Below are 24,453 nucleotides of genomic sequence, written 5' to 3' on the forward strand. Positions count from 1 at the left end.
CGTGAAAATACTGCGAACGCCTCATGAAATTTCTACTGGTCGAAGACAATATGGACCTTGCGAACGCAATCGGTTCGCGGATGCGACTGGACGGCCATGTCGTTGATCATGCAGCAACTTTGGACGATGCGACCGCGTTCGTCGAGGCTGAGGAATATGACCTGATCCTGTTGGACATCATGCTGCCCGATGGGGATGGGCGCGATTTCCTCAAACGCCACCGTGCAAGTCATCTGGACACACCTGTCATCGTTTTGACGGCCCGCAGCCAGGTCTCGGATCGAATCGGATCGCTGGATCTGGGGGCCGATGACTATGTCACCAAGCCCTTCGATCACGCAGAGCTTGAGGCCCGTTGCCGCGCCGTTTTGCGCCGCAAATCCGGGATTGCCAAATCAACCATCGAGATCGGCGGTATCGTCTTCGACCCGGTTGCCGGTCACCTGATTGTCGGTGGTGAGACGCTGTCGCTGCGCAACCGGGAACTGCGCCTGTTGGAGTTCTTCATCAATGCGCCCGGTCAGGTGTTCTCGAAACAAAAACTGGCGGACAGGCTGTTTTCCTACGACGACGATGTCTCGGACAATGCAATCGAGGTCTATGTCGCCCGCCTGCGCAAACATCTTGAGCGTTCGGAGTTGAAGATCACCACGTTGCGTGGCCTGGGTTACAGGCTGGATCATGTCAGCTAGCCCCGCGGTTTCAGGATCCCTGCGCAACCGTCTGGTGCTGACCTTGATTGGGGGCGCGGCCATTCTGGCGTTGCTGTTGTTCTTTACAGTGCGCAGCTATGCCGCTCGCGTCGCGCAGCAAGGGCAGGACAATATCCTTGGCGCCTCGGTCACCTCGATCCTTGATGCCGTCGCCCTGCGGGACGGAGAGCTTGAGGTCGACATCCCCTACGCCGCCTTCTCGATGCTCAGCACGCCGTCGGATGATCGGGTGTTCTACGCCATCTTTCAGGACGGAGAACTGCTATCCGGCTACGACGATCTTTCAGCCACGAATGGTACGCCCAACGGCGAATGGACGTTTCAATCGGGCGAGGTGCGCGGAGAGACCATTCGCCAGGTCAGCGCCAGCCGCACTCTCGTGGGTTTGGGCACCCGGACCGAAGTCGAAGTGGCCCTTGGTCAAACGCAAGACGCATTGGCCGAAACCCTCAGGCAGATTTCACGAAACGCGGCGTATCTGGGGATCGGCTTTTTTACCTTGGTCGCCGGGTTATCATTCTGGGCAACGTCAGCCACCATCGGACAGTTGAACAAGCTGACGACGTCGGTGACTCGCCGGGGCCCACAAGACCTCAGCCCATTCAGAAAACCGGTGCCGCGGGAAATGGCCCCGCTAGTGTCGTCGCTGAACTCTTTGATGGGGCGTTTGGATCAGTCGCTCAGCCAGTCTGAGGATTTCATAGCCGAGGCGGCACACCGGGTCCGGACGCCATTGGCAACGGTTCGATCCTATGCGGATGCAACCTTGCAACGTGTTGAAAAAGAAGAGAATCGAGAGGCTTTGCGTTCAATGGTTCGGGCGATTGACGAAAGCTCTCGGGCGGCGGGGCAATTGCTGGATCACGCAATGATCACTTTTCGCGCCGATCATCTTGAGCGGGAAGAGATTGATCTTGTCGCCCTCGTCCGCGATCTGGTTCAGCGCCTCACGCCCATTGCCGAGATGAAGGACCTTTCCCTGACATTGGTCGGAGACCCCGTTGTGACCTATTCCGGCGATCCGATCCTGATCCAGAATGCGGTACGCAACATGGTCGACAACGCGCTAAAATATGCCCCTGCCGAAAGCGTGGTCGAGATCGAGGTCTCGCAAGGGACGCAAGCGCAGATCAGCGTGCGCGATCAGGGGCCGGGCTTTCCACCAAGCGAAATTGACACGCTCACCCGGCGGTTCGAGCGCGGTAAGAATGCGGCCGGGACCATTGGCTCGGGGCTTGGTCTGACCATCGTTCAGGATGTCGCGAAGGCCCATGGCGGCGATCTGATCCTGACCAACCGGAGAGGCGCAGGCGCATGCGTTACCTTATTGCTTTGATCGTCACACTTCTGTCCTCAGTCTGCGTGGCCGAGGAGTGGGAGGACCAACGGGTGTTCAACGCTGCCGCTGAAGGCCCGCGTTTGCGTATCATCTCCAGCACCGACACCGCGCTTTTCGCGCCGTTTATCGAGGGGTTCCTGACGCAAAACCCAGGCGTCTCTGTCGAATATCTGGTTACGGGAACCGCTGATTTAGATTCGCGTGTGCGTGCTACGCCCGAGGCGTTTGATGTTGTCATTTCTAGCGCAATGGATCTGCAGTTGAAACTCGCGAATGATGGGTTTGCAATGCCTTTAAAGGATATGCCGGGCGCAGAATGGGCCCAGTGGCATGACAGCCTGTTTGCCTTTACCCAGGAACCGGCGGCCATCGTCATCAACCGTGCGGCCTTCGCTGGGCATCCCGTTCCGCAAACCCGGCAGGAACTGATCGAGGCCCTGCGCGCGCGCCCCGAAGCCTTCCTTGGAAAGGTCGGCACCTATGATATCCGGCAATCTGGCTTGGGTTATTTGTTCGCTACGCAAGATGCCCGCGCCTCTGAGACCTTTTGGCGTCTGATGGAGGTCATGGGCGGGCTGGACCTGCGTCTGTATTGCTGCTCGGGCGAAATGATTGACGATCTGACAAACGGCTCGATCGCGGTGGCCTATAACGTGCTTGGCAGCTACGCGACGGCGCGGGTCGACGGCAAAGAAGCGCTCAAGGTCATTCTGCCCAGCGATTTTCAGACCACCATGATGCGAACGGCAATGGTGGTGAAAAACACGCAATATCCTGCTGTCGCCGAGGCGTTTGTCCGCCATCTGATCGTTGCAGGACCTGAGTTGGCACCTTTGCCGTTGCTCACGTCACAGCAGGCGCAAGAGAGCGCGGTAATTACGCTGGAACCTGCTTTGCTGACCTACCTCGACACGCTCAAGCGCAGGAAATTCCTGACGGCCTGGGAAGACGCCGTCATTCAGAAATAGCGCGATCCTCAAGGGCCTTTAGCTCAAGCTGCAGGCCCTTTTTATAGTCTGTTGACCCGTTCTCAAACCGCCACAGGCAATAGGCTGCCATTCGCCACGCATACCACGGACGCAGCGCTTCGTAGCGGGCAACTGTTTCGGGGTCGCCATACTCAATCAGGAATCGCGCGTGCTCATCTGGGTTCAGCTGAACGCCGCGATACAGATGCTGCATGGCAGGCGATAGAAAAAGGGCCAGATCCTCGCAGGGATCGCCAATCACCGGGCATTGCCAGTCGATCAGGGTTAGGTTTGACCCGTCCACCAAAATGTTGCCGGCCACAGGGTCGCCGTGGATCAGACACGTTCTTTTTGTTGGCGGTACAGGGTCCTCAGGCCGCATCGCGGTGACGCGATCTTTAAAGTCCGAGGAACACAACGCCAAAAGCTCGGCCCCGTGGCGAGCCAGATCAGCGCTGCCGTTCCGTCCTGTAGGCAGCGGCAAGTCGACCGTCGCGCCATGCAATCTGCGCAGCAAAGAGGCGACCTGAGCCGTGTCACTTTCCCACGGGCGACCCGGCGCGTGATCGTACAGAACCCAGGCGTCGCCCTGATGTTGCCCCGTTGCCCGCAACCGGGGTACGAACCCGTCTTGCTCAAACGCGCGTAAGCACAGCGCTTCGAGTTGGGCGTCATTGCGGAACATGGGGTTGCGCAGTTTGGTTCGGTAAAGCTTCAATACCGTGTCGCCACTCTCCCCCAGAACCTTCCACACCATATTGGTCCGACCCCCGAACAGAGGTTCGAACTGCACGGACCCCTTGATCAGCCCGCGCGTGCGCAGCTGGTCAATCAGGTCTGGTAGAGGCGCGTTGACATGGGGCAGGGGATGTACCGCTCAGCAAGGGAATCGTGATTTGCCAAGGTTTGGACTGCCAGCCCGGTCAGATCAAGCGCCTGTTCGGATCGCCGTCACCTCATCCGAGCGGACAGTGGCCCCACTTTGCAGGGACAGATGCACCGTCCCATCAGCGACTTGGGCCTCAACCACGCGGTTGTAGCTGGCGGCCAGACGCTGAGACAACAGTTCGTCTTCCTTGTAACTCTCCAACGTGGCGGAATACGTGCCCTGGCTTAGCGGATTGCCCGAAACGTCGGTTCCGGCCCAGAGAAATTCGGTGTCTCTGTGATTGACGGGAATGCGGTCAATCACGGTGCCGGTTTCATTGCGGATCACCATGATGGCTTCATCGCTTGTTGCATCGGCCTGAGCAAACAGAGTGACCGGCTGGTTCTCGAATCGAAAAGCCGAAGCTGATCGAACATCAACGCCCACCCAATTGGACAGCTCACTCAGCTTTTGCCCGCCCAGCGCCGTGCTTAGGGAAGACAGCAGATCATTGGTCTGAACCTGCTGTTCAACCATCGAAAACTGAGCCAATTGAGAGGCGTATTCCGAGGAATCCATAGGCTCCAGCGGGTCCTGGTTTCGCGCTTGTGCGGTCAACATCAGCAGAAAGGTCTCAAAATCCGAGGTCAGCTTGGACGCCTTCGATGCGGTCGAGGTCGGGGCCTGTGCCGCAGCCTGGGCGGTACTTGTAGGAGTGATCATTGGTCAAAGCCTCATATCAATGCCACGACCCGAGAGGTTTCGGGGAATGATTGGAGCGTTTGGCGAATCCAGTTCATTCGAATGGGAAGGGCCATAGTCGCTTGCCTTCGGGGTTGCGGTATCATCCTGCGCATCGTCCGATGTGCTTAGGTCAAACGAGATGTCGCCATATCCAAGGTTTTGGAATTCAGCCTCCAAAACCGCGAGATGCCGGCGCATCAGGTCCAGTGTTTCGGGGCGCTCGGCGGCTATGATCAGAACCATCCCATCCTCGCGACCGTTGAGCGTGATGGAAACCCGCCCAAGCTCTTCTGGGCTGAGGGCAATCTCGATCGCGCCGGAACCCGCCCGAACCTGAATCGCCGCTGCCATCTGCCCGGCGATTGCTCGTGTGATCTCAGCCCTGGCAGCCTGCGTCGCGGGCTGCGCAACAGAAGCCGAATCGCGGGTGTTCTGCAAAAGCGGTTCCTCGCGCGTGTCGATTACACCGTTAGTTTCGCGAATCGCTGTGGCGGTTTCGGCATCTGCGTCCCGCACGGACGCCATCACCTGCATCTGGGCAAGAGTCGGCGAGGATCTGGTGGGTTGAGGCGTGCTTGGAGCCGCATTTATCTGAGGCAAAGCCGCTGTTTGAGCGGGTAGAGCCGAAGCTGAGGATTGCGCCCGTTCAGCTGGAGCAGGCTGCACCGCAATCGGCTTTGCAGGCAAGACATGACCGTCCGACGCCTTGGCGGAAACCGGTTGGACCATGTTGGGGTGTGGCTGAACAGGAGAACTGCGTGTGTTTTCCACCTCTGGTCGTTGCGGTGAAGCAATTGAAACCTGATGTATTGCGCCAGTGTCGGTCTTTGGTGCCTCTGTCCTATCGAGTTTCGGCGGAATAGGAACGGATTCAGACCCTTGCGGGACCTGCGTCACGCTCGGCATGGGCAGTGCGGTCAGGTCTTCAAACACATGTTCCTCAGGAGCGTCGGGCTGGACTGGCAGATGGTCTTTCAGCACGCCTTCGGGGGCAGGTTCCTCGGGCATGATGTCTTGTTCAACAGCGGTTTCATCCTCAGCTGCGACCTCGGGTTCAGGCTGCGACGTCTCTTCCTCCAGAACATCCTGAAAGCGTGTGGATGCCTCGGATGCGGCTTCGCGCGCCCCCGGTTTCGTGGCCGCGGTTTGCGTGGGTGTCATCAGCGTAAGAGGGTTGGGCATTTTGCTCCGGCTCCGTCGTGGTTGACCGTCAAACTGCCCAAAGGAGGTTACGTTTATTTTAACCGCTTTCGTCTTGGATCAAGAAAGTTCGATGCAATTTTCGGAGAAGCCGATGAATATTCCTCCCCTCCAGTCGATGCCGTCGCCGCCTTTTACCCAAGACCGCCTGCAAGCTGCTGCGGTCGAACTTGAGGCAGCGTTTCTTGCCGAAATGCTGAATTCCGCAGGTTTGGGCAAAGCACGCGATTCGTTCGGTGGCGGCGCCGGAGAAGATCAGTTCTCATTCTTTCTTGTGCAGCAACAGGCCCGGCAAATGGCGCAATCCGGTGGCGTTGGCCTGTCTGAACTTCTGTTCCAATCCTTGATGGAGAATTCCGATGACACATGAACCCAGTCTTCTGATCAAATCACTGGAAGAGGTTCTTGATCTTGAGCGCGTCGCGCTTGTGGACGGTGATCTTGAGCGTCTCAATCATATGGTCCCTGAAAAAGAGAAACTGATCGGTGCGATCAACGATCTTCAGGTGCTGAGCAGCGATGATCTGCTTCGCGTCCATCAAAAGGTGGAGCGCAATCAGGCGCTGCTGAACAGCGCGGCCGAGGGGATTCGCGCGGTCGCAAGCCGCATGGCAGAGCTGCGCCGCGTGCGGCAGGAATTCAGCGCTTATGGGGCCGACGGGCAACGCAACGGTTTTGCCGTGCGGAGTCAGGTAAAGCTTGAAAAACGCGCATAGGGCCGGAGTTGATTCAAATCCAAAATTTTGAGTCGGGCCGCTTTAGCACTCCGTTAGGGGATCGAGGTCAAAGGTGGTCCTGCACCTGAAACAGCGGGTGGCGCGATGGGTCGGGCGGCGCATCGCACAGGTCAGAAAGACATCAAAGCCCGCTTGTCTAGCGGGGTGATCTTGGGCGCTGAAGCCCTAACGCAAAAGGATGGAACTATGTCCAGTATTCTGACAAACAACGGCGCGATGGTTGCGCTGCAGACCCTGAAATCGGTGAACAAAAACCTCGAGATGACCCAGAATGCGATCTCGACAGGCAAGGATGTCGCAACAGCAAAAGACAACTCGGCCGTCTGGGCGATTTCCAAAGTGATGGAATCGGACGTTAAAGGTTTTAACGCGATCAAAGACAGCCTTTCGCTGGGTGAATCGACGGTTGCCGTCGCACGGAACGCGTCAGAAACTGTCACCGACCTTCTGACCCAGATGAAGGAAAAGATCGTCGCGGCGCAGGAAGACAACGTGGACCGCGGCAAGATCAACGATGATGTGACTGCGCTGAAGAACCAGATCACTTCGGTCGTAGGGGCTGCCCAGTTCAATGGGTTGAACCTTGTTGACGGTTCAGCTGGCTCGGCTTCCATTTTGGCTTCTCTGGATCGGGACAACACCGGTGCTGTGACAGCTTCTTCCATCACGGTGGCGGGTCAGAACCTGTCGACCGGTGGCTATACATCAGCGGCGGTATTCGACGGCTCGACCGGCTCGTCGACAGCCAATGACCGCGTCGGTGCCACCATTGCCGCTGGTGCTACATCGGCAACCGCATTGGTGACCGATGAGTCCAGTGGTGCTTTCGCGGCGGGCGATAAGGTGGTTGTCGCTATTGATGATCAAGTTGTGTCCTACACCGTGTCTGCGGCAGATGCGGCAGCCACCACGACCGGTGACCTTGTTGCCGTTGGTTTGAAAGCCAAGATCGAAGAATTAGGCATAACCGGTCTGACCGTTGACTACGACTCGGGCACGGCAGGCACTCTGTCCGTTACGAATGGCACGGGTTCAGATGTTTCGTTCTCTGCTCAGTATGTGAACGCAGGCTCGGGTGGTCTGGGAGCGCTGACTGGCATTGACGTGTCGACCGGTCCGGGAGCAACCGCCGCGCTGGCAGCTGTTGAATCGCTGATCGACACCTCGATCGACGCTTCGGCCGCATTCGGTTCGGCCCAGGGCCGGATCGAGACCCAGAAAGAGTTCATTTCGAACCTGACTGACTCGTTTAAATCGGGCATCGGCTCATTGGTGGACGCCAATATGGAAGAAACCTCGGCCCGGTTGCAGGCGCTGCAGGTGCAGCAGCAGCTGGCCACCCAGTCGCTTTCGATTGCCAACCAGGCGCCGCAGTCGATCCTGTCTCTGTTCCGCTAAATCCGGAACCTGGCCGGGGCGTAAACACCGCGCCCCGGTCCTGACTGCCTGAAGACGGCCTATTGGAAGGATTTCAAGTGACACCGAAAAACTACGCTCAACGCGCCTATGCGCAATCTGCCGCTCCGACCCGCACGCCGCGGGATGCAGAGTATGAGGCGATTTCGAAAATCACGCATAGTCTCAAGGCAGCAGCGGCCCGGAAGGCAACCGATTTTTCTGGATTTGTTCAAGCTCTGCATGAAAATCGGCGGTTGTGGACCGTGCTGGCGACCGGCGTGGCGGACTCGGATAACTCGCTGCCGAAGGATTTGCGCGCGCGAATTTTCTACTTGGCCGAATTTACCGAGCAGCACAGCGCACAGGTTTTGGGGAACACCGCGACAGTAGAACCTTTGCTGGAGATCAACATGGCCGTTCTGCGCGGTCTGCGACACATGAGGGCTGCCGGATGAGTGGTCTGGTTCTGAAACTTGCCCCGAAAGAACGGGTGTTGATCAATGGTGTAGTGATCGAAAATGGAGACCGCCGCAGCCGGTTTTCGATCATGACACCGCAAGCCAACGTTTTGCGTCTGCGCGATGCGATCCACCCAGACGAAGTCACAACACCTGTTCGCCGCGTTTGCTATGCCGCGCAGTTGGTACTGTCCGGTGATATGGAGCCCGATCAGGCGCGACAGCAATTGCTGCGCCGGATTGAGGAATTGAGCCAGGTGTTCACGGATTCAGACAGTCGGCGCGTTCTGAGCGAAGCGACCGAAGCACTGGTGGCTGAGCAATACTATAAAAGCCTCAAGTCTCTCCGCTCTTTGTTGCCACGGGAAGAGCGGCTGATGGCGTACAAACAATGACGTTCCAGCCTGTCATACCCTCTGGAGGCATTGTCGGCTGGCGTTTTTTGCAGCGGACCTATGACGCACAGCTGGAGAGCTTCACGAACTCCAGCGTCAACCAGAGGGACAGGCAGTATTTTCTGGAAAACATAAGCAAGGTTCAATCCGCCGAAGATCTGGTGTCGGATCGCCGGTTGCTACAGGTGGCCTTGGGCGCCTTCGGGTTGGAAGAGGATATCAACAATCGGTTCTTTATCCAAAAGATATTGGAGGATGGAACCAGAGCCGATGATGCCCTGTCCAACCGATTGTCCGACAAGCGGTATCGCGAGTTTTCTCAAGCCTTCGGTTTTGGCCCAGGAGAGGTGCGCAAGACTGGACTGATCACGAATATGGAGCAGATCGCCGAAGACAACCTGGTGTCCCGTTTCGAAGTTTCGGTCGGTGAGACGAATGAGACAATGCGGATTTCCCTCTACACGCAACATGCGCTTGGTGAACTGGCTGCCGGTGACAGCAGCGCGGATACGAAATGGTTCGATTTGATGGGCTTGCCGCCCTTGCGCAGCATGATGGAGACCGCACTTGGCCTGCCATCCTCGTTTTCACAGCTCGACCTGGACAGGCAACTAGAGGTGTTCAAGGACCGTTTGTCAGGCTTGACCGGGTCTGATGATCTGGCCCAATTCACCGAGCCTGAAGCCATTCAGAAACTGACGGATACCTATCTGGCGCGCAGTCAGATCGCGCAGCTGCAAAGCACAATATCACCGGCGCAGACCGCTTTGATCTTGTTGGGCACGGTCTAAAAATCGTGTATTTCGCGCCAATCGACAGGGTGGCGGGACGGGTCCCAGTCTATTTTGCGCATCATATGGTCGAACTAAATCAAACGCAGCGAACCTGATACTTCGCCGAGGTTAAGCTGGGTCCTCGACCTCAGCATCAGCCGCCGTTCGCAGGGCAAAACAAGTGACAGGCTGGGACACGTTGCGCAGTTTGATATCGCCGAGCGGGATTGCATTGCAGCATGCGGGCTCAATGTCTTGTGAGACGACAATGCGGTACCCGGTCGACTTGCTATGCTCACCCAGACGTGCAGCGACGTTGGCGGCTTGTCCGATGACGGTGAAATCCAGCCGTTCGCGCGAGCCGACATTGCCATAGGTCACCCGGCCATAGGACACGCCGATCGAGCAGTCGCAGTGGATATCGGGATCCGTTGAACGCAGCTCGGCAAGTTTTTCGACGATTGCTGTTGCCGCCTGTTGGGCATTCGCGCGGGCCTGCGCGGGTTCCTCACCCGCTGGGAAAACGGCCAGAACGGCGTCGCCGATGAATTTCAGAACCTCGCCCCCGTTTTTATCCACGATACCCGAGACCGTCTCAAAGAACTCATTCAGCAGATTGATATAGGCATCCCGGCCAAGGCTTTCCTCCAGGCTGGTCGAGTTGCGCAAATCGCAGAACATGATGGCCGCATCAATCTCATCCCCGTCGCCGCGCCGGATCTCTCCGCCCAGCACGCGCGCGCCTGAGCGTTTGCCGACATAGGTTTCCAGCAGAACCTGTGCGTTTTCGCGCTGCATAAACACCTCGTAAAAACGGGCGATCACGGCGGAGCATTCGAACACCAGACCCAGGTTCTCTGTCGTGAACCCATCGGGATGATCGCAGCTGAGCGTTAGTACGTTTGTTCGCCCGTCCGAGAAGGGCAGCGGCATGGCGACATAGTCCGTGGCCCCTTTGGCGCGCAGATCCTCGATGATGGGAAAGCTGTTATGCGGATTCTCGTCGTTCACCCTTTGACGCACGCCGCCCAACCCATTCGAGACGTGGCGCAAGGGGCTGTTGATGAACGCGGGGTGGTCGTAGATTTCATAGGTCGGCGCGCGGGTCAGAATCTCGTCCTCGCCCTTTTCCCAGATGAAGTGTTTCCCAGCGATCAAGGGGTGTAGGGACCACGCGAGAATACTGAGGCGCTGGATCGCTATACCGTGTTCCAGCATCTTTTCGGCCAGCGCCTTGGTGAATGCTTCGGGCGTATCCGACAGCGACGCCCCACGCATCAGCCAGTCGATCAGCGGACCGCTGATATTGGTGTCTTCGGTGTCACGCAGTTGGTTCTTGCCCAAGTCGATATCCGTATAGGCACTGGGCATGAACCCAATATGTCCCTGAATTACAGCGCTCTCTGGCAGGGCGTCGTCATAGGCCCATACCGAATTGGTCAGGCGATCTCCGGGCAGGTTGATATCGTGATAGGTGGCGGTTCCCTTGAAGGGGCAAAAGGTTTGCAGGTCGGTTTCACCGCTCAGGTCGACGCACACATCCGCACGCGGGACGTAGATCGTCGGCGGAAGCCGGGTTTCATACATCACCTTGGCATTCCGACTTTCGGCCAACAGGAGGCCATCGCGAAAAATCGCGATCCTGTCGGACAGATGTTCGACCGAGATGTCATAGCCGTTGGATTTTGGTGTGGTGTGGACGTTCATCGCCATCCCTCCCTTGCCCGGGGTCCATATAGAATGGGCGTTTTGGTCGGGCATTCCAAGAGGGGCGCGGATTCTAAACCATCTGGATGACGTCTTTTTCGATCGAAAGCATATAGCCCTTTTTGGCGATGTTCTTGACCAGCAACTCACTGACCATCTGATTGCCCAAGGCGTCGCGCAGGCGTTTTATACGGGTGGCGCCTGCGGCCTCGTCACAATCGGCGGCATCGCGACCCGAGATCGTCGCCTCGATCTGTGCGCCTGACAGGACCTCATCATCCAACCGCGATTCCGCCAGAACCGAGAGGGTCTCCATCGCCGCGGGGGTCAGTTTGAAATCCATGTTGTTCAGGTAGACGGTATTCTCTTCGCGGCTGATCAGCAGGGATGTCACCTGAATGCCGGTGCGTTCGATCTGTGCCATGCGCCGGTTCAATAGCGCCAGCATGACAAGAAACACGAGGGCTGAGATCATCATCGCGCAGGCAAAGACCAACAGCACATAGATCACCATGCGATAGCTGGAAAGCGTATCGGCAAAGGCAGTTCCCGATTGGGCCAGAATCTCAAGCAACCGGATTTCCGTTTGTGAGGTCAGATCCGCCTCGACAAACAGCCGTTCGACGCGGGCGTTGAATGCGTTGGCATCGGGCAGCGTCCAGAACAGGAACAGCGCGGCGGTGATCAGGATCACGACAATGGCGGCAATGCCCAGACCGACAAGACGCACGCCCGAGCGTCGCGCCTCAGAAACGGAGATAGAATTTTCCGGCATTGGCCTTCCTTTGATCCAACCCTTCCGGCCCGAAGACGGACTGGACATTCAGCAGGGTCCACCCAGAACCGCTAAGGCGCTGGGCGACTTCACTCGTTGCCTGACCCTTGTCGCAGGACGAAACCTGCATCACGCCGTAGTGCAGGCGCAGCGGGTTGTCCTGTTTCGCCTTGTAGTCGGCATAACACTCCGCGGCCAAGACCACCGGGGCCATCGATATCAGCGCAGCTGCGACCAGAGAAGAGAAGATCTGTTTCATAAGCTGCATCCTGCGCACGGCTTGGGCTGATATTCAATGACCAAAGGGGTTTGCGGCGCCTGATATCCAATAACACGGGGCCGATATTGCTTGTCTGAGGGGGGTGGACCCAGTGTTGAGGCATCAAAGACGCGGTCCATCACGGGGTCGCCAAAATCTCGGAAAGGACAGGCATCATGCACAAGAAATTCATCGCTCTGATCATCGCGACGGCTATGGCGATTACAGGCGTATCGGCCTCAAAGGCGCGTGCTGCGGATACGGGGGATATCCTTGGGGGGCTGGCCGCGATCGCGCTCATTGGCGCAGGGGTGCATTACTATAACAAGGAAAAGCGCAAGGACCGTGAGAAGGCCGCGCGACAATACAACCATGTGCAAACTGCGCCTCAGGTCAAACATCCCAAGGTAAAGCCTTTGCCCAGACACGTGGCACGCTATGACCTGCCACAACGCTGCCTACGCCAGCATGACAATTATGGGCAGCGTCCGCTGCTAGGAACAAACTGCCTCAACAAACACTACAAACATGCCAACAGCCTGCCGCAAGAGTGCAAGGTCGGTTTCTGGAATGGCAACAAGGTAAAGCGGGCGTATGAACCTGCATGCCTGCGCCATCACGGATACCGCGTTGTTTACAAGTAACACGGTCGAGCAGGAGTGGTGCGAAACAGCACCGCGCTGAGAGAGGGTGGCGCAAGCTGCCCTCTCTTTTTTTGTTGCGGCGGCTTTGAAAACGCGGTTTTCCCAAGGGATGACAAAACCGACTTATGAACTTGAACAAGGGCTGCAGGCGCAGGGCCATATCCTGATAGCAGGCGTGGATGAGGTCGGGCGCGGCCCGTTGGCCGGCCCCGTGGTCGCCGCTGCCGTGATCCTGAACCCAGACGATGTTCCTGACGGGCTGAACGACTCCAAGAAGCTCTCGCTCAAGCGACGCGCAGCGTTGGAGGCAGAGTTGCGGGACCGGGCCGAGATCGCCGTGGGCGAGGCCTCGGTTGCCGAGATTGATGAGCTCAATATCCTGCGCGCCTCGCATCTGGCCATGGTTCGCGCGGTGCAGGCACTGGATCCGGCGCCCGATTTCTTACTGATCGACGGGAATATGATTCCGAATGACCTGCAGATCCCGTCCGAGGCCGTGATCAAGGGGGATGGCAAATCCGTGTCGATTGCGGCGGCTTCGATCATCGCGAAAAACTGGCGCGATCAGCTGATGGTGGATTTAGCGCAACAGCATCCCGGTTACGGCTGGGAGGCAAACGCCGGATATCCGACAAAACAGCACCGCGAGGCGCTGCAAAATCTTGGCGTGACCCCACATCATAGGCGTTCGTTCAAGACGGTACACAATATCTTGTATCAAGAGTAAATCGTAAGTCGCTGATTCAAAAAAGAAATTGACGGCGAATCGTCTTTGACTCATCCTTGTCTCAACCAAATGAGCGCAAAAGCGCCGTGGATACTTGAGGCAGTGATATGACAACGACCACCAAAAAGGGCGCAAAGGCGCTCCCTTTAAACACGATTCTATCTGGGGACTGCATCGATGTGATGAACAGTCTGCCCGAGGCGTCGGTTGATCTGATCTTTGCGGATCCGCCTTATAATTTGCAGCTGAAAGGCCAGTTGCATCGCCCCGATAACAGCCAGGTGGATGCGGTTGACGATCACTGGGATCAATTCTCAAGTTTCGGTGCCTATGACCAGTTCACGCGTGAGTGGCTGAAGGCGGCGCATCGTCTGCTCAAGCCGAACGGCGCGATCTGGGTGATCGGCTCGTACCACAACATCTTCCGCGTAGGCTCGGCCCTGCAGGATGCGGGATATTGGATTTTAAACGACGTCGTATGGCGCAAGTCTAACCCGATGCCGAATTTCCGCGGCAAGCGGTTCACCAATGCGCATGAGACGATGATCTGGGCGTCGAAGAGCGAAGGCGCGAAATACACGTTCAACTACGAAGCTCTGAAAGCGCTGAACGAGGGCGTACAGATGCGCAGTGACTGGGTTTTGCCGATCTGCACCGGGCATGAGCGCCTCAAGGACGAAAACGGCGACAAGGCACATCCGACACAGAAGCCCGAGTCTCTGTTGCACCGCGTTCTGATTGGCTCGACCAATCCGGGCGACGTGATTTTGGATCCTTTCTTTGGCACCGGCACAACGGGTGCCGTCGCCAAGATGCTGGGGCGTGAGTTCATCGGGATCGAGCGCGAAGAAAGCTATCGCAAAGTGGCTGAAAAGCGCATCTCGAAGGTGCGCAAATTCGACCGCGAAGCACTGGAAGTCAGCGCCAGCAAACGTGCCGAACCGCGTGTTCCTTTCGGTCAATTGGTCGAGCGCGGGATGCTGCGCCCAGGGGAAGAGCTGTATTCGATGAACCAGCGCCACAAGGCGAAGGTTCGCGCCGACGGGACGCTAGTAGGGCAGAACGTCAAAGGCTCGATTCATCAGGTTGGCGCACATCTTGAGAACGCCCCCTCCTGTAACGGCTGGACCTATTGGTGTTTCAAGCGAGATGGCAAAACGGTGCCGATCGATGTGCTTCGCCAGCAGATCCGGGCCGAGATGCACAACTGATATCACGAAAACCGCCGGTGCCTGTGGCCTGACACAAGGCACTACGCCTTGCCCCGCCGTTCTCGGCGGGGTCTTTTGTTTTCCAGCCAGAGGTGATTGCATGGGCGCGTCGCCAGTACTGCCTCAGAGGTTCCCGTCATGAGCGAGACAACTGCCAGCCCATCCAGACTGGAACGGTTCGCCGTTACGCAGCCGGATGCTGTAGATCTGGACAACAAATACACCGAAGCCGCAATGCAACGGCACAAGCAGGAGGGTCTGGAACTGGCCGTCCGCGCCCGGTGGATCGCCATGGCTTTGACCGGGGTTTTGTTGATCTTTCTGAACCCGCAATGGGAGGTTCTTTGGTATCATTTCATCCTGCTTCTCATCTGCGCCAATGGCTGGTTGATCCGGCGCGCAGGGCGGGTTGGGCAATCGCGGACCGAGCTTTTGCTGATCTTTGTCGATCTCCTGATCATGACGCTTGGGATGATTGTGCCGAACCCGTTCAGCGATGATGTGCGACCGCTGGCCATGCAGTACCGGTTCGACAATTTTCAGTATTTCTTCATTATTCTGGCCGCAGGCACGTTGGCCTATTCGTGGCGCACGGTTGTCGCGATTGGCTCCTGGACGGCACTAATTTGGACGGCGGGTTGGATCATCGCCTGGTGGGTGGCCACGCCGATTCCAGGGATCAGCCAGAAGGTGGCCGCGGTTCTGCAGGGCTATCCGGACGTCGCGGAGTTGTTGGATCCCAACAGTTTCGATATCCCGCAGCGTATTCAGCAGGTGATCGTGTTCGTTATGGTCGCAGTGACGCTTGGCGTGTCGATGCGACGGCTAAATCGCTTGTTGATGAGCAATGCAGGGCTGGAGCGGGAGCGGGCGAATCTTTCGCGTTACTTCTCGCCCAATGTGGTCGATGAGCTCAGCCAGAATGACGAGCCGCTTAAACAGGTACGCAAGGCGGATATTGCGGTGCTGTTTATCGACATTGTGGGCTTTACGAAATTTGCGGCAGGTCGGGACCCCTATGAGGTGATTGAGGTGTTGCGCGGGTTTCACGCTCGTATGGAGGCTGAGGTGTTCCGTCATCATGGCACGCTGGACAAATATCTGGGTGACGGGCTGATGGCGACGTTTGGCACTCCGGTCGCAACGCCTTTGGACGCCAACAATGCGCTGGGATGTGCGCGTGCGATGGTTGACGTCATCGACGATTGGAACCAGGAACGGCTTCGCGAGGGAGAGCATGTTATCCATGTTGGGATCGGCGTGCATTTTGGTTCCGTCGTTCTGGGGGATATCGGGGCCAACCGGTTGGAATTTGCTGTGATTGGGGATGCGGTGAACGTCTCGGCCAAGCTGGAGGCGATGACCCGTGATTTTAACGCCCGGATCGTGGTCAGTGATGCGTTGCGCGAGCAGGCCTTGCGCGAGAATCCGAAAGGCGGAGCGTTGATGGATGGGTTTCAGAAACGCCAGGGCCAGACCGTTCGCGGAGTTGAAACCCCTATGGATTTCTGGGTGTTGTGAACGGCTCCCGCCTGTTTGGACAGCATCAAAGATGCAGCCCCTCCAGTTGGGCCGGGCAGCGCGCGGTGCGCGCTGCGGTCACGCCCTTGGGTCGGGGTTCAGTGCTTTGTTGTACGGGTACCAGTCAGTGATCTCGGGGTAGTAGTGCCGCCGCCAGGCGCGGACGCGCGGGTTCATGACGCGGCGCCACAGCGGCGGGATCATCGCGGCGACGGTCATGACCGGGTAGCCGTAGGGCAATTGCGGTGCGTCCTCTTGCGCGTGGTTTTGTAGCAGCGGGAAGCGACGATTGGGTTTGTAGTGGTGATCCGAGTGCCGCTGCAGGTTGATCAGTAGCCAGTTCGACGCTTTTTGCGAGGCGTTCCACGAATGCCGGGGCAGAACGTGTTCGTATTTGCCCTCACCCAAGTGTTTTCGCGTCAGGCCGTAGTGTTCCACGTAGTTGACCAGCTCTAACTGCCAGATCGCGACGCCCGCTTGCAGTAGGAATAAGGCGAGGCCGGGCCACCCTCCGATCAGGGCGGCAAGGATCAGCATGCCGGTTTGCAGTGCCCAGTAGCGCCAGAACGGGTTCGAGTGGTCAGTCCAGGGGCGATCCTTGCGGGCCAGCTTGTCGCGCTCGGCCCGGAAGGCGGAGATCAAGCATTGCAGCAGGACGCGGGGGTAGAAGCGGTGGAAGCCTTCGTTGTAGCGCGCCGTCACCGGGTCGCGCGGAGTGCCGACATGACGGTGATGGACCAGCAGATGCTCGGACCGGAAATGAGAATAGAGGACCATCGCGAGAAGGAGATCGCCCAGCCAACGCTCAGAGCGGGATTTCTGGTGCATCAGCTCGTGGCTGTAGTTGATCCCGATCGTTCCTGAGATGACGCCCATGCCGAAGAACAGCCCGATCTTCGACCAGCTCGACAAGTGATCGCTATGGGTTGCGTACCAGATCAGGCCAAATAGCGTGAGGAACTGGACAGGCACCCAGAGCTTGGTCAGCAGGATGTACCAATGCAGCGCATCATCGGGGGTTTCAGGGTCGGCATTTTGCAGGTTGAGGCCGGTCAAGCGGTCCAGAACCGCAAAGGCCCACCATGTGGACAGGGGGATCAGCAAAACCCACCAACCCCCTGCAAAGGCCGTTGCCCAGATCAGCGGGATCAACAGGAAGGACACCCAATAGGGCAGGGCAGCTTGCCAGCGCGAAAGGGTTTGAGTCGCGATCATCCATGATGCTCCGAATAGGCAGGTGCATCGTAGCTGGACAGACCGGGCTTGCCCAGCGGGCTTATTGACCCCGCCACAGGTCGTAGGCTTTGCGCATCACCGTTGGCAGGTCGCTGGGTTTGAAGTCATGCTTGGGCAATAGGGTCAGCCCGTCGGGTTCGGGGCCCTCGGGCAGTGGTGCGGTCCAGATTCGCAGCACCAGATGGAAATGTGTGAAGGTGTGGCGCAACTCGCCGTTCAGCGCGCGCCACTCTGCCGAAAACGGAGGGGCCTCGGGCGGGGCCTCGGACCAGTCCGAGCCGGGCCAGCCCAACATACCACCCAGCAGACCTTTGTCGGGGCGGCGTTCCAGCAGGAACGCTCCGTTTGGGTGTTGCGCGATGTAGACGTGGCCGAATCGCGTGGGTTTCGGCTTTTTGGGTGTTTTCTTCGGTAGTTCTGGCTGCGTGCCTTCGGCGCGGGCGAGGCAGGGGGTTTGTACGGGGCAGATTCCACAGGCCGGGGATTTTGGTGTGCAGATTGTGGCTCCCAGATCCATTACGGCCTGCGCGTAGTCTCCGGGGCGCAGCTGCGGTGTCAGCGCGGCCGCTTTCTCTTTCAGAACAGGTTTTGATCCGGGCAACGGGTCGTGAATGTCGTAAAGCCGTGCCATCACCCGCTCGACATTGCCGTCCAGTACGGTTTCAGGCCGGTCAAACGCAATGGCCGAGATCGCGGCTGCGGTGTAGGGGCCGATCCCCGGCAACTCCAACAGCGCGTCATAGGTGTCGGGGAACTGTCCGTCGTGCTTGTCGGCCACGACACGGGCGCATTTCAGCAGGTTGCGCGCGCGGGCGTAGTAGCCGAGGCCCGCCCATTCCCCCATGACCTGATCATCGGGGGCTGCGGCTAGCGCCTGCACGGTCGGCCAGCGCGTGGTGAAGCGGGTGAAATAGTCCCGCACGGCGGCGACGGTTGTCTGTTGCAGCATGACCTCGGACAACCAGACCCGGTAAGGGTCCGGCACCACGCCTGCGGCGCGATCGGCGGGGCCAACACGCCATGGCATCTCGCGCGCGTGGCGGTCATACCAGTCGAGCAATTCAGCGCTCAGGTTAAATTCGGGGCTGTCACGCAAGTTTTATCTATCTCACTGTCGGGTTTCGCTGGCGCCTGCTGGCCTGCCTACTACAATAGCGGTGCAGGAGTTGGAAACCAGATGCAGCGCAGACGTTCTTCGACCCGCGGGTTCAAACGCACCGCGACATTGCTGAACGATCAGATCAGGCGCGCCGGTGAAAGCCGGGGCTTTGCCGTGTCGCGCCTTCTGACCCACTGGGCCGAGATCGTCGGTCAGGACACTGCCGCCATCGCAAGACCCGTGAATGTGGGCTATGGCAGGAACGGAATGGGGGCGACCCTGACCGTACTGACAACCGGGCCACAGGCGCCAATGCTGGAAATGCAGAAAGAACAACTGCGCGGCAAGGTGAACGCCGTTTACGGCTACAACGCGATCAGCCGAGTGCGCATCACCCAGACCGCTTCGACCGGATTTGCCGAGGGGCAGGCCAGTTTCGACCACAAGCCGAAACAAGCGAAACCAGAGATCAAACCTGAAATCATGGCCGAAGCGGGCAGGGTCTCGCAGGATGTCCATGATGAAGATTTACGTGCGGCCCTTGAACGTCTGGGCCGCAACGTTTTATCCAAGCAGAAACGCTGAGAAAGGGCTGAGAATGAGCCGTATTGCAACCGTAATCTGTGCGGCTGTCGCCGTAGCCGCTGGTGGCTATTGGATGACAGCTTCGAACACGTCTTCCGTCAATCCTTTGGTTGGCAGCGCCATCGCGCAAGAGGCCAATCTCGACACCTCTACGATTGTTGAGATGGTGCAGGGGGCCGAGGATGCGCCGGTCGAGATCATCGAATATGCCTCCTATACCTGTCCGCATTGCGCCACCTTCCATCAGGGGGCGTATAAGCAGCTGAAGAAGGACTTCATTGACACCGGCAAGGTCAAATTCATCTATCGTGAGGTCTACTTTGACCGCTATGGCCTGTGGGCGTCGATGGTTGCGCGCTGCGCAGGGCCCGAGAAGTTCTTCGGCATCACCGATCTGATCTATCAGGGTCAGTCCGAATGGACCCGCGCCGGTGGTCCAACGGAGATCGTGGATGAGCTGCGCAAGATCGGCCGTCTGGCGGGTATCGACAATGACAAGCTGGAAGCCTGCCTGCAGGACGGTACTCGCGCCCAGACTCTGGTGGCCTGGTATCAGGAAAACGCTGAACGCGACAATGTAACGGGCACCCCATCCTTTGTTGTGAACGGCAAGAAGGTTTCGAACCAGTCCTATGAGGACTTCAAGAAGCTGATCGAAGACGAGTTGGGCAGCTAATTGCTCTTTGGTCGGCCTGTTCTCGGGCCGACCAATTCGGTCACTTGGGGGATGGGGCCGCCTTCAGGATCATCTCTCTGACCTGCTCTGGGTCGTTCACTTGCAGCCGGACGGGCAGGGTAACGACCTTGTTGCGGAAGGTTTGCGGCAGGCGCACTGCGTCTTTTTCCGTCGTGACCATCTGAGCGCCAAGCAGACGTGCCTCATTTTCAAGCCGGGTCATCAGCGCAGGGGTCAGCGGTTGATGATCGTCGAGTGCCTCAGCGCGCAAAAGCTCAGCCCCTTGTTGGCGCAGGGTCTGGAAGAACTTCTCGGGGTGACCGATCCCGGCAAAAGCGAGAACCCGCGATCCAGCCCAGTCCATGCCGGTTTGCAACGGCGCGACAACGCCCGTTGCATGAGGCACCGTTAGCTTGCGGTCCCATTGCGCCGCGAAGTCTTCTTGCGCTTGCGTATCGCCCAATGACAGTACCAGATCGGCGCGTTTCAAGCCGACCTCTACGGGTTCGCGCAGGGGACCGGCTGGCAGGCACAACCCGTTGCCGAATCCGCGCTGGGCATCCACTACAATGATCGAAAAGTCTTTGGCGACTGCGGGATTTTGGAAGCCATCATCCAGAACGATCACGCTTGCGCCCGCTTCGGCCGCGGCGCGCGCACCTGCGGCACGGTCCTTGGCGACCCAGACCTCGGCGAACATGGCCAGCAGAAGCGGCTCATCCCCGACCTGCGCGGCGCTGTGTTTGGTGGGGTCAACCCGAACCGGGCCTTCCAGCGAACCGCCATGGCCGCGCGTGACAACATGCGGCTCGTGCCAGGCGTTGCGCAGCTGTTCCAGTACCCAGATCACCGTGGGGGTCTTGCCGGTTCCGCCTGCGTTCAGGTTGCCGATGCAGATTACCGGCACACCCGGTTTCAACCCGGGATGAGAGCTGACCCGGCGAGCCGTCGCCGCCGCATATAGCCGCCCCAATGGGCTGAGTAGTCGGGCACGCAGCGCCGGGCGTGCGGGGTCCGAGTTCCAAAAGTCAGGGGCGCGCATCGTGGTTACTCCGCTGGTCCAAAAGGTCCTGCAGCATGTCGACTAGCCGCTCGGCCTGAGGTGCCCCTTCGGTGATCGCCTGCCAACCTGCCAGCGCCATCCCCGCCGCGCGATCCGGGGCCAGAAGGGCGACGACCGCATCTCCAAGCTCGGTCGCGGTTTTGACCGGATGGGCGGCACCGGCCTCGGCAAGGCGGGCATAAACCGTCTGATAGATATCGACATGAGGGCCATAGATAACCGCCGATCCCAACGCGACAGCATCCAGCGGGTCCTGCCCGCCCGCGCCGCGTTCCAGCGAGCTGGCCATGAAGGACACAGGTGACACACGCTGCCACAGGCCAAGATCTTCGGGCTCAGAGCTGACAATCACCTGCGTCGTGTCCTCGATAGGGCCGCCGTCATCCCAATTGGAACAGCGCAGATCCATGGTTTCAAGCCGTCGCTGCAGCGGCGCGGCCTCGGCCCGATCCGCCACGTGCAAGATCAGCGCCAATCGCGGCAGAATGCGCAGCGCTTGCCGATGGGCACTGAGGACCGAGATGAACTCTTTCGCCTGAACCCGCGCCGCCAGCCAGACCGGACGTCCGGCGAGGGCGTGGTTGGTCTCGATCAATTCGTCCTCGGGCCAGGGGTGCGGGTTCGGACTGAACTGCAGTGGGGGCGCCTTGCGCACTTTCGAGGAGGCAACCCCCATCCGCCGGATCTGGCGGGCCGTTTCGTCAGTGGTGGTGAGGATATGTTCGAAGCAATCGAACGTATATCTGCTGATATCCGGCAGCCACCGCGCATTGCGGGACAAGACGACATCCAACTGCGCCTCGATCAGAAGCATCGGGATTTTGCGCTCTTCCGCGCGGGTGATGATGCTGGGCATCAATCCCCCTCCGACCCACAGACCCAGATCGGGTTTCCAATGGTCCAGAAAAGCCCGCGCCGCGCCGGTTTGTTCGGCGGGCAGGTTGACCATGTGAAAGGGACTTCCAGTCCAGCGATTCAGGTCGATCTCTGGCGGGGCGCTCAGCAGGATCGACAGGCCGGGTCGGGCCTGTTGCAGTCTGAGGCAAAAGTCACTGATCGCACGCATGCGGTCGCGGGTTGCGATGTGCACCCACACAAGCTCTCCGTCCGGGCGGGGCTGATCCGGTCGGATGCTTTGCTGCGCACCCCCCCAGGACAGGACCCGGTAGGCCGCAAGACTCAGAGATCGCGGTTTGCTCATGAGGCGATGCCGGGGCCGTTCGGGTCAAGCCGGGACGAAAGCTGGTTGTGGATATCCTGCGCCGTGGCAAGAACGCCATTCAGCCGGGGGCGCGCGTTGTTGAACCGCAGGGGCTGGCCAGCGCGGTCGGTGCATATCCCTCCGGCCTCGCGAATGATCAGGTCGCCCGCCGCGATATCCCATTCCCAACTGGGTCGCAGGGTCAACATGCCGTCAAAACGCCCCTCACCGACCAGGGCCATGCGATAGGCCAGCGACGGGCGATAGGCACGGTCAAACTCCGGCACGTCACCATCGCGCCAATGGTGGCTGTTCATGTTGGGCTTGGCGACCAGAATTGTGGCAGCCCCAAGCGTCGAAGCCTCCGAGGCGCGGATTGGCGCACCGTTCAGGGTGGCGCCCTGACCTTTCGCCGCCGCATAGAACAGGTCGCGAAGGGGCAGATAGATCACGGCTGCGGTGACTTCTCCGTGCTCCGTAACGGCAAGCGAATGCGCCCAAGTGCGCGAGCCTTCGGCAAAACTGCGGGTGCCGTCAATCGGGTCGATAATGAAGGCGCGGTCCCGCGACAGGCGCTCCGGACTATCCTCGGTCTCTTCGCTGAGCCAGCCATAGTCGGGTCGCGCCTTGGGCAGCATCTGTTCCAGCATTTCGTTGACGGCCAGATCGGCCTCGGTAACCGGCCCGGCACCGTCGGGCTTGTCCCAACGCTGCGCCTGCGCCCCCGAGAAACGGGTCGCGATCTCTCCGGCCTTGCATGCGGCGTCAATCAGCAGTGGCAGGTCAGTTGCCGGCAAGGGTCATCCCTTCGATCAGCACCGAGGGCACAACGCGCGACAGGTAACGGCGCGCGTCATTGGCTGGGATGATCCGGTTCAGCATGTCGCGCAGGTTGCCCGCGATGGTGCATTCATTGACCGGATGCGTGATCTCGCCATTCTCGACCCAAAAGCCAGAGGCCCCACGCGAGTAGTCCCCCGTATTGGGGTTGATCGTCGATCCGATCATCGAGGTGACCAGCAACCCTGTTCCCATATCGCGCATCAAATCCGCGCGGCTTTGGGTGCCTTGGGTCAGGCTGAGGTTCCAGTTGCTGGGCGAGGGCGGCCCCGAGACACCGCGCGCTGCATTTCCGGTTGAGGTCATGCCAAGCTTGCGGGCGCTGGCCAGATCCAGCGTCCAGCCGGTCAGCACTCCGTTCTCAACAATCGCCCGGCGGCGCGTTGCCAGCCCTTCAGCGTCAAATGGGCGTGAGCCTGAGATACGTGGGCGGTGCGGGTCTTCGATCAGCGAGAGATGCTCCGGCAGAACCTGTTCGCCCAGACAATCCTGTAGCCACGACGCCCCACGCGCGATCGCCGCGCCGTTGCTGGCGGCCAGCAAGTGCCCGATCAGTGAGGATGAAATGCGCTCGTCAAAGAGAACCGGAAAACTGCCCGTTGCGGGCTGGCGCGCGCCAACCTGTTCGACCGCGCGTTCCCCTGCCTTGCGCCCAATCTCCTCGGCGTCCCGCAGGTCGGCTTGGAAGGTGCGGCTGTCGCCGTCATAGTCCCGCTCCATCCCGGTGCCTTCGCCCGAGATCGCAACGCAGGATGTTGACCGGCTGCTGCGCGCATACCCGCCCGAAAACCCGTTGGTGGCCGCCAGATGCACCCGGTGCGTGCCATAGCCTGCCGCTGCATCCGAGACTTGCGATACGCCGGATACGGCCAGAGCGGCAGCCTCAGCCGCCAGCGCATCTTGCATCAGCGCTTCGGCAGAGGGTTCCGGGGAGGGATCAAACAACTCAAGCGCGTCGAGATCCCAGTTGTTGGTCAATTCCTCGCTGGCCGCCAGACCGGTGAAAGGGTCCTCAGGCGCTTCGCGCGCCATGGCGACGGCCCGTTCGGCCATGGCCGTCAGCGTTTCGGGACGGCTGTCCGAGCTTGAAACAATGGCCTGTTGCTTCCCCAGAAACACCCGCAGCCCGAGATCGGTGCCTTCCGAGCGTTCCGCATGTTCCAGCGCGCCGCCACGTACCTCGACCGAAACGGATGATCCGTCGATCACGATGGCATCTGCCGCCTCGGCCCCGGCGAGGCGTGCGGCGTCAAGCAAGTGCTGGCTGATTTCTTCTGGTGTGCGGGTCATGCGGCCTCCGGATGTGTTGCCAAGGA

General features: G+C 59.2%; 27 protein-coding genes. 15 read left to right on the forward strand and 12 right to left on the reverse strand.

The window, feature by feature from the left end:
* The first annotated feature begins 23 nt into the window (after nucleotides 1–23).
* Genes ACR0AI_RS15120 through ACR0AI_RS15130 form a run of 3 tightly spaced genes read left to right on the forward strand, consistent with a single transcriptional unit; the run spans nucleotide 24 to nucleotide 3,020 of the window.
* Nucleotides 24–692, forward strand: a complete 669-nt coding sequence (locus ACR0AI_RS15120) for a response regulator transcription factor (RefSeq protein ID WP_170460004.1) — start codon at nucleotides 24–26, stop codon at nucleotides 690–692.
* Nucleotides 682–2,049, forward strand: a complete 1,368-nt coding sequence (locus tag ACR0AI_RS15125; RefSeq protein WP_480675277.1) for a sensor histidine kinase — start codon at nucleotides 682–684, stop codon at nucleotides 2,047–2,049. Before ACR0AI_RS15120 ends, ACR0AI_RS15125 begins: the two co-directional genes overlap by 11 nt.
* Nucleotides 2,028–3,020 carry an ABC transporter substrate-binding protein gene (locus tag ACR0AI_RS15130; protein ID WP_480675275.1) on the forward strand — a complete coding sequence of 331 codons (993 nt, stop codon included), beginning with the start codon at nucleotides 2,028–2,030 and terminating at the stop codon, nucleotides 3,018–3,020. Before ACR0AI_RS15125 ends, ACR0AI_RS15130 begins: the two co-directional genes overlap by 22 nt.
* Here ACR0AI_RS15130 and ACR0AI_RS15135 read toward each other — a convergent pair.
* The 3 genes from ACR0AI_RS15135 to ACR0AI_RS15145 form a co-directional block, all read right to left on the reverse strand.
* Nucleotides 3,007–3,813 carry a phosphotransferase family protein gene (locus ACR0AI_RS15135; protein ID WP_480675273.1) on the reverse strand — a complete coding sequence of 269 codons (807 nt, stop codon included), beginning with the start codon at nucleotides 3,811–3,813 and terminating at the stop codon, nucleotides 3,007–3,009. The genes ACR0AI_RS15130 and ACR0AI_RS15135 overlap by 14 nt on opposite strands.
* 135 nt (nucleotides 3,814–3,948) lie before the next feature.
* A complete protein-coding gene (locus ACR0AI_RS15140; protein ID WP_480675271.1) occupies nucleotides 3,949–4,611 on the reverse strand; it encodes a flagellar hook capping FlgD N-terminal domain-containing protein in 663 nt (220 codons plus the stop codon).
* A gap of 3 nt (nucleotides 4,612–4,614) precedes the next feature.
* Entirely contained in the window at nucleotides 4,615–5,814 is a 1,200-nt protein-coding gene (locus ACR0AI_RS15145; RefSeq protein WP_480675269.1) for a flagellar hook-length control protein FliK, read from the reverse strand.
* A 112-nt stretch (nucleotides 5,815–5,926) separates the two neighbouring features.
* On the opposite strand from ACR0AI_RS15145, the gene ACR0AI_RS15150 reads away from it, so the two are divergent.
* The 6 genes from ACR0AI_RS15150 to ACR0AI_RS15175 all read left to right on the forward strand — a co-directional run bounded on the left by ACR0AI_RS15150 (nucleotide 5,927) and on the right by ACR0AI_RS15175 (nucleotide 9,611).
* Nucleotides 5,927–6,202: a rod-binding protein gene (locus tag ACR0AI_RS15150; protein WP_480675267.1), complete on the forward strand. Its 276-nt coding sequence runs from the start codon at nucleotides 5,927–5,929 to the stop codon at nucleotides 6,200–6,202.
* Nucleotides 6,192–6,548 carry a flagellar biosynthesis protein FlgN gene (locus ACR0AI_RS15155; RefSeq protein ID WP_480675265.1) on the forward strand — a complete coding sequence of 119 codons (357 nt, stop codon included), beginning with the start codon at nucleotides 6,192–6,194 and terminating at the stop codon, nucleotides 6,546–6,548. Before ACR0AI_RS15150 ends, ACR0AI_RS15155 begins: the two co-directional genes overlap by 11 nt.
* Nucleotides 6,549–6,755: 207 nt before the next feature.
* Nucleotides 6,756–7,967, forward strand: a complete 1,212-nt coding sequence (locus tag ACR0AI_RS15160; RefSeq protein WP_170375639.1) for a flagellin — start codon at nucleotides 6,756–6,758, stop codon at nucleotides 7,965–7,967.
* Between the two features lie 77 nt (nucleotides 7,968–8,044).
* A complete protein-coding gene (flaF, locus tag ACR0AI_RS15165) occupies nucleotides 8,045–8,422 on the forward strand; it encodes a flagellar biosynthesis regulator FlaF (protein ID WP_480675263.1) in 378 nt (125 codons plus the stop codon).
* Nucleotides 8,419–8,820 carry a flagellar biosynthesis repressor FlbT gene (gene flbT, locus ACR0AI_RS15170; RefSeq protein ID WP_480675261.1) on the forward strand — a complete coding sequence of 134 codons (402 nt, stop codon included), beginning with the start codon at nucleotides 8,419–8,421 and terminating at the stop codon, nucleotides 8,818–8,820. The genes flaF and flbT overlap by 4 nt, the downstream gene beginning before the upstream one ends.
* On the forward strand, nucleotides 8,817–9,611 hold the full coding sequence (locus ACR0AI_RS15175; RefSeq protein ID WP_480675260.1) for a DUF1217 domain-containing protein: 795 nt from the start codon (nucleotides 8,817–8,819) through the stop codon (nucleotides 9,609–9,611). The genes flbT and ACR0AI_RS15175 overlap by 4 nt, the downstream gene beginning before the upstream one ends.
* Nucleotides 9,612–9,722: 111 nt before the next feature.
* Here ACR0AI_RS15175 and ACR0AI_RS15180 read toward each other — a convergent pair whose 3' ends face one another.
* The 3 genes from ACR0AI_RS15180 to ACR0AI_RS15190 form a co-directional block, all read right to left on the reverse strand.
* On the reverse strand, nucleotides 9,723–11,300 hold the full coding sequence (locus tag ACR0AI_RS15180; protein ID WP_480675258.1) for a DUF427 domain-containing protein: 1,578 nt from the start codon (nucleotides 11,298–11,300) through the stop codon (nucleotides 9,723–9,725).
* Between the two features lie 73 nt (nucleotides 11,301–11,373).
* A complete protein-coding gene (locus ACR0AI_RS15185) occupies nucleotides 11,374–12,075 on the reverse strand; it encodes a winged helix-turn-helix domain-containing protein (protein ID WP_170460025.1) in 702 nt (233 codons plus the stop codon).
* The gene (locus tag ACR0AI_RS15190; RefSeq protein ID WP_419738428.1) at nucleotides 12,047–12,334 is read right to left on the reverse strand and encodes a hypothetical protein; all 288 of its coding nucleotides are present in this window, start codon (nucleotides 12,332–12,334) and stop codon (nucleotides 12,047–12,049) included. Before ACR0AI_RS15190 ends, ACR0AI_RS15185 begins: the two co-directional genes overlap by 29 nt.
* A 176-nt stretch (nucleotides 12,335–12,510) precedes the next feature.
* Between ACR0AI_RS15190 and ACR0AI_RS15195 the strand changes: the two genes are divergently transcribed.
* The 4 genes from ACR0AI_RS15195 (at nucleotide 12,511) to ACR0AI_RS15210 (ending at nucleotide 16,437) form a co-directional block, all read left to right on the forward strand.
* Nucleotides 12,511–12,978, forward strand: a complete 468-nt coding sequence (locus ACR0AI_RS15195; RefSeq protein WP_480675256.1) for a hypothetical protein — start codon at nucleotides 12,511–12,513, stop codon at nucleotides 12,976–12,978.
* A 109-nt stretch (nucleotides 12,979–13,087) separates the two neighbouring features.
* A complete protein-coding gene (locus ACR0AI_RS15200; RefSeq protein ID WP_480675254.1) occupies nucleotides 13,088–13,705 on the forward strand; it encodes a ribonuclease HII in 618 nt (205 codons plus the stop codon).
* A gap of 107 nt (nucleotides 13,706–13,812) precedes the next feature.
* Complete coding sequence (locus tag ACR0AI_RS15205; RefSeq protein ID WP_480675252.1) at nucleotides 13,813–14,916, forward strand: DNA methyltransferase; 1,104 nt, start codon at nucleotides 13,813–13,815, stop codon at nucleotides 14,914–14,916.
* 138 nt (nucleotides 14,917–15,054) lie between these two features.
* Nucleotides 15,055–16,437 carry an adenylate/guanylate cyclase domain-containing protein gene (locus ACR0AI_RS15210; RefSeq protein WP_480675250.1) on the forward strand — a complete coding sequence of 461 codons (1,383 nt, stop codon included), beginning with the start codon at nucleotides 15,055–15,057 and terminating at the stop codon, nucleotides 16,435–16,437.
* Between the two features lie 78 nt (nucleotides 16,438–16,515).
* Here ACR0AI_RS15210 and ACR0AI_RS15215 read toward each other — a convergent pair whose 3' ends face one another.
* A complete protein-coding gene (locus ACR0AI_RS15215) occupies nucleotides 16,516–17,652 on the reverse strand; it encodes an alkane 1-monooxygenase (protein WP_480675248.1) in 1,137 nt (378 codons plus the stop codon).
* Between the two features lie 61 nt (nucleotides 17,653–17,713).
* Entirely contained in the window at nucleotides 17,714–18,769 is a 1,056-nt protein-coding gene (mutY, locus tag ACR0AI_RS15220) for an A/G-specific adenine glycosylase (RefSeq protein ID WP_480675246.1), read from the reverse strand.
* A gap of 81 nt (nucleotides 18,770–18,850) precedes the next feature.
* Between mutY and ACR0AI_RS15225 the strand changes: the two genes are divergently transcribed.
* Nucleotides 18,851–19,357, forward strand: a complete 507-nt coding sequence (locus ACR0AI_RS15225) for a DUF721 domain-containing protein (RefSeq protein WP_480675244.1) — start codon at nucleotides 18,851–18,853, stop codon at nucleotides 19,355–19,357.
* Nucleotides 19,358–19,370: 13 nt separating this feature from the next.
* On the forward strand, nucleotides 19,371–20,033 hold the full coding sequence (locus ACR0AI_RS15230) for a DsbA family protein (protein ID WP_480675242.1): 663 nt from the start codon (nucleotides 19,371–19,373) through the stop codon (nucleotides 20,031–20,033).
* A 40-nt stretch (nucleotides 20,034–20,073) separates the two neighbouring features.
* Here ACR0AI_RS15230 and lpxK read toward each other — a convergent pair whose 3' ends face one another.
* The 4 genes from lpxK to ACR0AI_RS15250 are packed head-to-tail and all read right to left on the reverse strand — an operon-like array spanning nucleotide 20,074 to nucleotide 24,427.
* Nucleotides 20,074–21,075, reverse strand: coding sequence for a tetraacyldisaccharide 4'-kinase (gene lpxK / locus ACR0AI_RS15235; protein ID WP_480675240.1), 1,002 nt, complete (start codon nucleotides 21,073–21,075; stop codon nucleotides 20,074–20,076).
* Nucleotides 21,062–22,297, reverse strand: a complete 1,236-nt coding sequence (locus tag ACR0AI_RS15240; RefSeq protein WP_480675238.1) for a 3-deoxy-D-manno-octulosonic acid transferase — start codon at nucleotides 22,295–22,297, stop codon at nucleotides 21,062–21,064. The genes lpxK and ACR0AI_RS15240 overlap by 14 nt, the downstream gene beginning before the upstream one ends.
* Nucleotides 22,294–23,094 carry an inositol monophosphatase family protein gene (locus ACR0AI_RS15245; RefSeq protein ID WP_480675236.1) on the reverse strand — a complete coding sequence of 267 codons (801 nt, stop codon included), beginning with the start codon at nucleotides 23,092–23,094 and terminating at the stop codon, nucleotides 22,294–22,296. Before ACR0AI_RS15245 ends, ACR0AI_RS15240 begins: the two co-directional genes overlap by 4 nt.
* Entirely contained in the window at nucleotides 23,081–24,427 is a 1,347-nt protein-coding gene (locus ACR0AI_RS15250) for a TldD/PmbA family protein (RefSeq protein WP_480675234.1), read from the reverse strand. Before ACR0AI_RS15250 ends, ACR0AI_RS15245 begins: the two co-directional genes overlap by 14 nt.
* Nucleotides 24,428–24,453: the final 26 nt, after the last annotated feature.

It is taken from the genome of Ruegeria sp. BG3 (genome assembly GCF_056538485.1).

Bases quoted from the DNA above. Each gene is read 5' to 3' on its own strand.
- ACR0AI_RS15160 (WP_170375639.1), top strand. From the start codon at position 6,756: ATGTCCAGTATTCTGACAAACAACGGCGCGATGGTTGCGCTGCAGACC.
- ACR0AI_RS15125 (WP_480675277.1), top strand. From the start codon at position 682: ATGTCAGCTAGCCCCGCGGTTTCAGGATCCCTGCGCAACCGTCTGGTG.
- ACR0AI_RS15120 (WP_170460004.1), top strand. From the start codon at position 24: ATGAAATTTCTACTGGTCGAAGACAATATGGACCTTGCGAACGCAATC.
- ACR0AI_RS15250 (WP_480675234.1), bottom strand. From the start codon at position 24,427: ATGACCCGCACACCAGAAGAAATCAGCCAGCACTTGCTTGACGCCGCA.
- ACR0AI_RS15215 (WP_480675248.1), bottom strand. From the start codon at position 17,652: ATGATCGCGACTCAAACCCTTTCGCGCTGGCAAGCTGCCCTGCCCTAT.
- ACR0AI_RS15240 (WP_480675238.1), bottom strand. From the start codon at position 22,297: ATGAGCAAACCGCGATCTCTGAGTCTTGCGGCCTACCGGGTCCTGTCC.
- ACR0AI_RS15200 (WP_480675254.1), top strand. From the start codon at position 13,088: ATGACAAAACCGACTTATGAACTTGAACAAGGGCTGCAGGCGCAGGGC.
- ACR0AI_RS15205 (WP_480675252.1), top strand. From the start codon at position 13,813: ATGACAACGACCACCAAAAAGGGCGCAAAGGCGCTCCCTTTAAACACG.
- ACR0AI_RS15185 (WP_170460025.1), bottom strand. From the start codon at position 12,075: ATGCCGGAAAATTCTATCTCCGTTTCTGAGGCGCGACGCTCGGGCGTG.
- ACR0AI_RS15140 (WP_480675271.1), bottom strand. From the start codon at position 4,611: ATGATCACTCCTACAAGTACCGCCCAGGCTGCGGCACAGGCCCCGACC.
- ACR0AI_RS15150 (WP_480675267.1), top strand. From the start codon at position 5,927: ATGAATATTCCTCCCCTCCAGTCGATGCCGTCGCCGCCTTTTACCCAA.
- ACR0AI_RS15225 (WP_480675244.1), top strand. From the start codon at position 18,851: ATGCAGCGCAGACGTTCTTCGACCCGCGGGTTCAAACGCACCGCGACA.
- ACR0AI_RS15145 (WP_480675269.1), bottom strand. From the start codon at position 5,814: ATGCCCAACCCTCTTACGCTGATGACACCCACGCAAACCGCGGCCACG.
- ACR0AI_RS15210 (WP_480675250.1), top strand. From the start codon at position 15,055: ATGAGCGAGACAACTGCCAGCCCATCCAGACTGGAACGGTTCGCCGTT.
- ACR0AI_RS15230 (WP_480675242.1), top strand. From the start codon at position 19,371: ATGAGCCGTATTGCAACCGTAATCTGTGCGGCTGTCGCCGTAGCCGCT.
- ACR0AI_RS15130 (WP_480675275.1), top strand. From the start codon at position 2,028: ATGCGTTACCTTATTGCTTTGATCGTCACACTTCTGTCCTCAGTCTGC.
- ACR0AI_RS15175 (WP_480675260.1), top strand. From the start codon at position 8,817: ATGACGTTCCAGCCTGTCATACCCTCTGGAGGCATTGTCGGCTGGCGT.
- ACR0AI_RS15180 (WP_480675258.1), bottom strand. From the start codon at position 11,300: ATGAACGTCCACACCACACCAAAATCCAACGGCTATGACATCTCGGTC.
- ACR0AI_RS15190 (WP_419738428.1), bottom strand. From the start codon at position 12,334: ATGAAACAGATCTTCTCTTCTCTGGTCGCAGCTGCGCTGATATCGATG.
- ACR0AI_RS15155 (WP_480675265.1), top strand. From the start codon at position 6,192: ATGACACATGAACCCAGTCTTCTGATCAAATCACTGGAAGAGGTTCTT.
- lpxK (WP_480675240.1), bottom strand. From the start codon at position 21,075: ATGCGCGCCCCTGACTTTTGGAACTCGGACCCCGCACGCCCGGCGCTG.
- flbT (WP_480675261.1), top strand. From the start codon at position 8,419: ATGAGTGGTCTGGTTCTGAAACTTGCCCCGAAAGAACGGGTGTTGATC.
- ACR0AI_RS15195 (WP_480675256.1), top strand. From the start codon at position 12,511: ATGCACAAGAAATTCATCGCTCTGATCATCGCGACGGCTATGGCGATT.